This window comes from Arthrobacter rhamnosi (assembly GCF_054510855.1).
In genome coordinates this window covers 1-5435 of sequence record NZ_JBTNDT010000017.1, presented here as the reverse complement: position 1 = coordinate 5435, position 5435 = coordinate 1, and the positions used below count along the sequence as shown (strand labels likewise).

The window sequence follows — 5435 nt, the reverse complement described above, 5'->3', positions numbered from 1 at the left end:
GGGGTGGGTGTGTGGTGTAAGTTATCGGCTTATTAGTACCGGTCAGCTTCACAGGTCTTTCGTCCCTGCTTCCACATCCGGCCTATCAACCCAGTGGTCTGGCTGGGGGCCTCTCACACTCTAGGTGTATGGAAATCTCATCTTGAAGCAGGCTTCCCGCTTAGATGCTTTCAGCGGTTATCCCATCCGAACGTAGCTAATCAGCGGTGCACTTGGCAGTACAACTGACACACCAGAGGTTCGTCCGTCCCGGTCCTCTCGTACTAAGGACAGCCCTTCTCAAATTTCCTGCGCGCGCAGCGGATAGGGACCGAACTGTCTCACGACGTTCTAAACCCAGCTCGCGTACCGCTTTAATGGGCGAACAGCCCAACCCTTGGGACCTACTCCAGCCCCAGGATGCGACGAGCCGACATCGAGGTGCCAAACCATGCCGTCGATATGGACTCTTGGGCAAGATCAGCCTGTTATCCCCGAGGTACCTTTTATCCGTTGAGCGACGGCCATTCCACAATGTGCCGCCGGATCACTAGTCCCGACTTTCGTCCCTGCTTGAGATGTCTCTCTCACAGTCAAGCTCCCTTGTGCACTTACACTCGCCACCTGATTGCCAACCAGGCTGAGGGAACCTTTGGGCGCCTCCGTTACTTTTTAGGAGGCAACCGCCCCAGTTAAACTACCCATCAGGCACTGTCCCTGACCCGGATTACGGGCCGAAGTTAGATATCCAGAGTGACCAGAGTGGTATTTCAACGATGACTCCACGTGAACTGGCGTCCACGCTTCACAGTCTCCCACCTATCCTACACAAGCCACACCGAACACCAATACCAAACTATAGTGAAGGTCTCGGGGTCTTTCCGTCCTGCTGCGCGTAACGAGCATCTTTACTCGTACTGCAATTTCGCCGAGTTTATGGTTGAGACAGCGGGGAAGTCGTTACTCCATTCGTGCAGGTCGGAACTTACCCGACAAGGAATTTCGCTACCTTAGGATGGTTATAGTTACCACCGCCGTTTACTGGGGCTTAAATTCCCAGCTTCGTCCCACGCAAGCGTGAAACTAACCGGTCCTCTTAACCTTCCAGCACCGGGCAGGAGTCAGTCCGTATACATCGTCTTGCGACTTCGCACGGACCTGTGTTTTTAGTAAACAGTCGCTTCCCCCTGGTCTCTGCGGCCCTGATCCGCTCCGGTGAGCTAGTCACCATCACGGTTGGGGCCCCCCTTCTCCCGAAGTTACGGGGGCATTTTGCCGAGTTCCTTAACCATAATTCTCTCGATCGCCTTAGTATTCTCTACCTGATCACCTGTGTCGGTTTGGGGTACGGGCGGCTGGAACCTCGCGCCGATGCTTTTCTCGGCAGCATAGGATCACCAAATTCCCCCATACGGGGGTCCCATCAGATCTCAGGCTCGTGATCGAACACAAGGACGCGGATTTGCCTACGTCCTGCCCTACATCCTTAGACCGGGACAACCATCGCCCGGCTTGGCTACCTTCCTGCGTCACACCTGTTAATACGCTTACCTCCCGAGATCAGGTCCCGCGATCCACAAAAAACCACGTCACCACAAGGGTGGGCGGTCATGCTTCTGGCGGTTAGTATCCCTCGATCAGTATTGGCGGTTCTTCGCCGGTACGGGAATATCAACCCGTTGTCCATCGACTACGCCTGTCGGCCTCGCCTTAGGTCCCGACTTACCCAGGGCAGATTAGCTTGACCCTGGAACCCTTGATCATTCGGCGGACGGGTTTCTCACCCGTCTTTCGCTACTCATGCCTGCATTCTCACTCGTGTAGGCTCCACCGCTGGTTTACACCGCGACTTCACCGCCCACACGACGCTCCCCTACCCATCCACACCCTTGAACCAGGAGAACAAGTCTCCGGCTTAGGTATTTATGTGAATGCCACAACTTCGGCGGTGTACTTGAGCCCCGCTACATTGTCGGCGCGGAATCACTTGACCAGTGAGCTATTACGCACTCTTTCAAGGGTGGCTGCTTCTAAGCCAACCTCCTGGTTGTCTGGGCAACTCCACATCCTTTCCCACTTAGCACACGCTTAGGGGCCTTAGTTGGTGGTCTGGGCTGTTTCCCTCTCGACTATGAAGCTTATCCCCCACAGTCTCACTGCTGCGCTCTCACTTACCGGCATTCGGAGTTTGGCTGACGTCAGTAACCTTGTAGGGCCCATTAGCCATCCAGTAGCTCTACCTCCGGTAAGAAACACGCAACGCTGCACCTAAATGCATTTCGGGGAGAACCAGCTATCACGAAGTTTGATTGGCCTTTCACCCCTACCCACAGCTCATCCCCTCCATTTTCAACTGAAGTGGGTTCGGTCCTCCACGACGTCTTACCGTCGCTTCAACCTGGCCATGGGTAGATCACTTCGCTTCGGGTCTAGATCACGCCACTCAGGTCGCCCTATTCAGACTCGCTTTCGCTACGGCTTCCCCACACGGGTTAACCTCGCGACGTAACACTAACTCGCAGGCTCATTCTTCAAAAGGCACGCCGTCACAGAAACAAGTCTGCTCCGACGGTTTGTAGGCACACGGTTTCAGGTACTATTTCACTCCCCTCCCGGGGTACTTTTCACCTTTCCCTCACGGTACTGGTCCGCTATCGGTCATCAGGGAGTATTTAGGCTTACCAGGTGGTCCTGGCAGATTCGCACGGGATTTCTCGGGCCCCGTGCTACTTGGGATCCTCTCCAAACGGCGTCACGCATTACGGTTACGGGACTAACACCCTCTCCGGCCGGGCTTTCAAACCCGTTCACCTATACGCACGCACACATTTCACCAGTCCGGCAGAACTGGAACGGAAAGTCCCACAACCCCAGTGATGCAACGCCCGCCGGCTATCACACACCACTGGTTTAGCCTGATCCGCGTTCGCTCGCCACTACTGACGGAATCACTATTGTTTTCTCTTCCTGTGGGTACTGAGATGTTTCACTTCCCCACGTTCCCTCCACGTACCCTATGTGTTCAGATACGGGTCACCCGGTCACTCGCGCGCCGGGCGGGGTTTCCCCATTCGGACATCCTGGGATCAAAGTTCGGTTATCAACTCCCCCAGGCTTATCGCAGATTCCCACGTCCTTCATCGGCTCCTGATGCCAAGGCATCCACCGTGTGCCCTTAAAAACTTGACCACTAAGATCAAAAACATATCGAGAAAACCAGGCCCGGACATACGTCCGAAACCAGATTTATCTTAGAAATTGCTTCTTTTTAAGATGCTCGCGTCCACTATGCAGTTCTCAACCAACAACCCCGTCACACCCGCACACCCACCCCCAAAGGGGACCCCCACCGAAGGGAGAAAAGAGCGCACGACCTGCGCGGGAAAACCAGAAACAACACGCCCCACCCCACCGCAGCGACCCCGCCCCGCCGGCCCACCCCCCGACCACCCCCGCAACGGACACAACCGCCACACGGACAACCAGGAAACGAGCCCACCAGGACACGACACCACGACACGAAGGAGCCCTGTTATCTCAGGACCCAACAGTGTGCCAAACACCACGACCACGATCACGACCACCCACCCGCGTTCCACGCACCCACCAACACCCCCACACACCAGGACACGATTACTCGTCCCTGCCATGATCCGAAGGCGCCACCGCGCACAGTACTAACAGCCAGGCGACCACCATGGCCGCACCTATTCATTGATATTCCACCCATGAGCACCCACCGCGGAACAAACGCCCGCGCTATGGGCTGACTCCTGCAGGCCACACACCCACCACAGAGGATGGACGAGCGGAACCTGAGGCGCTCCTTAGAAAGGAGGTGATCCAGCCGCACCTTCCGGTACGGCTACCTTGTTACGACTTAGTCCCAATCGCCGGTCCCACCTTCGACGGCTCCCTCCCACAAGGGGTTAGGCCACCGGCTTCGGGTGTTACCAACTTTCGTGACTTGACGGGCGGTGTGTACAAGGCCCGGGAACGTATTCACCGCAGCGTTGCTGATCTGCGATTACTAGCGACTCCAACTTCATGAGGTCGAGTTGCAGACCTCAATCCGAACTGAGACCGGCTTTTTGGGATTAGCTCCACCTCACAGTATCGCAACCCTTTGTACCGGCCATTGTAGCATGCGTGAAGCCCAAGACATAAGGGGCATGATGATTTGACGTCGTCCCCACCTTCCTCCGAGTTGACCCCGGCAGTCTCCCATGAGTCCCCGGCATAACCCGCTGGCAACATGGAACGAGGGTTGCGCTCGTTGCGGGACTTAACCCAACATCTCACGACACGAGCTGACGACAACCATGCACCACCTGTAAACCGGCCACAAGTGGCTGACACATCTCTGCATCATTCCGGTTCATGTCAAGCCTTGGTAAGGTTCTTCGCGTTGCATCGAATTAATCCGCATGCTCCGCCGCTTGTGCGGGCCCCCGTCAATTCCTTTGAGTTTTAGCCTTGCGGCCGTACTCCCCAGGCGGGGCACTTAATGCGTTAGCTACGGCGCGGAAAACGTGGAATGTCCCCCACACCTAGTGCCCAACGTTTACGGCATGGACTACCAGGGTATCTAATCCTGTTCGCTCCCCATGCTTTCGCTCCTCAGCGTCAGTTACAGCCCAGAGACCTGCCTTCGCCATCGGTGTTCCTCCTGATATCTGCGCATTTCACCGCTACACCAGGAATTCCAGTCTCCCCTACTGCACTCTAGTCTGCCCGTACCCACCGCAGATCCGGGGTTAAGCCCCGGACTTTCACGGCAGACGCGACAAACCGCCTACGAGCTCTTTACGCCCAATAATTCCGGATAACGCTTGCGCCCTACGTATTACCGCGGCTGCTGGCACGTAGTTAGCCGGCGCTTCTTCTGCAGGTACCGTCACCAACCCAAAGAGCCGGCTTCTTCCCTACTGAAAGAGGTTTACAACCCGAAGGCCTTCATCCCTCACGCGGCGTCGCTGCATCAGGCTTGCGCCCATTGTGCAATATTCCCCACTGCTGCCTCCCGTAGGAGTCTGGGCCGTGTCTCAGTCCCAGTGTGGCCGGTCACCCTCTCAGGCCGGCTACCCGTCGTCGCCTTGGTAGGCCATTACCCCACCAACAAGCTGATAGGCCGCGAGTCCATCCAAAACCACAAAAGCTTTCCACCAACATGGCATGCGCCAGAAGGTCGTATCCAGTATTAGACCCGGTTTCCCAGGCTTATCCCAGAGTCAAGGGCAGGTTACTCACGTGTTACTCACCCGTTCGCCACTAATCCCCCCACAAGTGAGGTTCATCGTTCGACTTGCATGTGTTAAGCACGCCGCCAGCGTTCATCCTGAGCCAGGATCAAACTCTCCGTAAATGCATTACAGACACAAGGACACCACCCGGGAAAACGGGCAACACCCCTGCACAAAATTCGAAACCAGCCAAAAAAACCAGCCACCACACAC

General features: G+C 56.2%; 2 rRNA genes. Both read right to left on the bottom strand.

What is annotated here, in order from left to right:
* Nucleotides 1-11: 11 nt before the first annotated feature.
* Nucleotides 12-3168 (bottom strand): 23S ribosomal RNA (locus ACX80I_RS17220).
* A 642-nt stretch (nt 3169-3810) separates the two neighbouring features.
* Nucleotides 3811-5344 (bottom strand): 16S ribosomal RNA (locus tag ACX80I_RS17215).
* Together the 16S and 23S rRNA genes form the textbook arrangement of a ribosomal RNA operon.
* Nucleotides 5345-5435 lie beyond the last annotated feature (91 nt).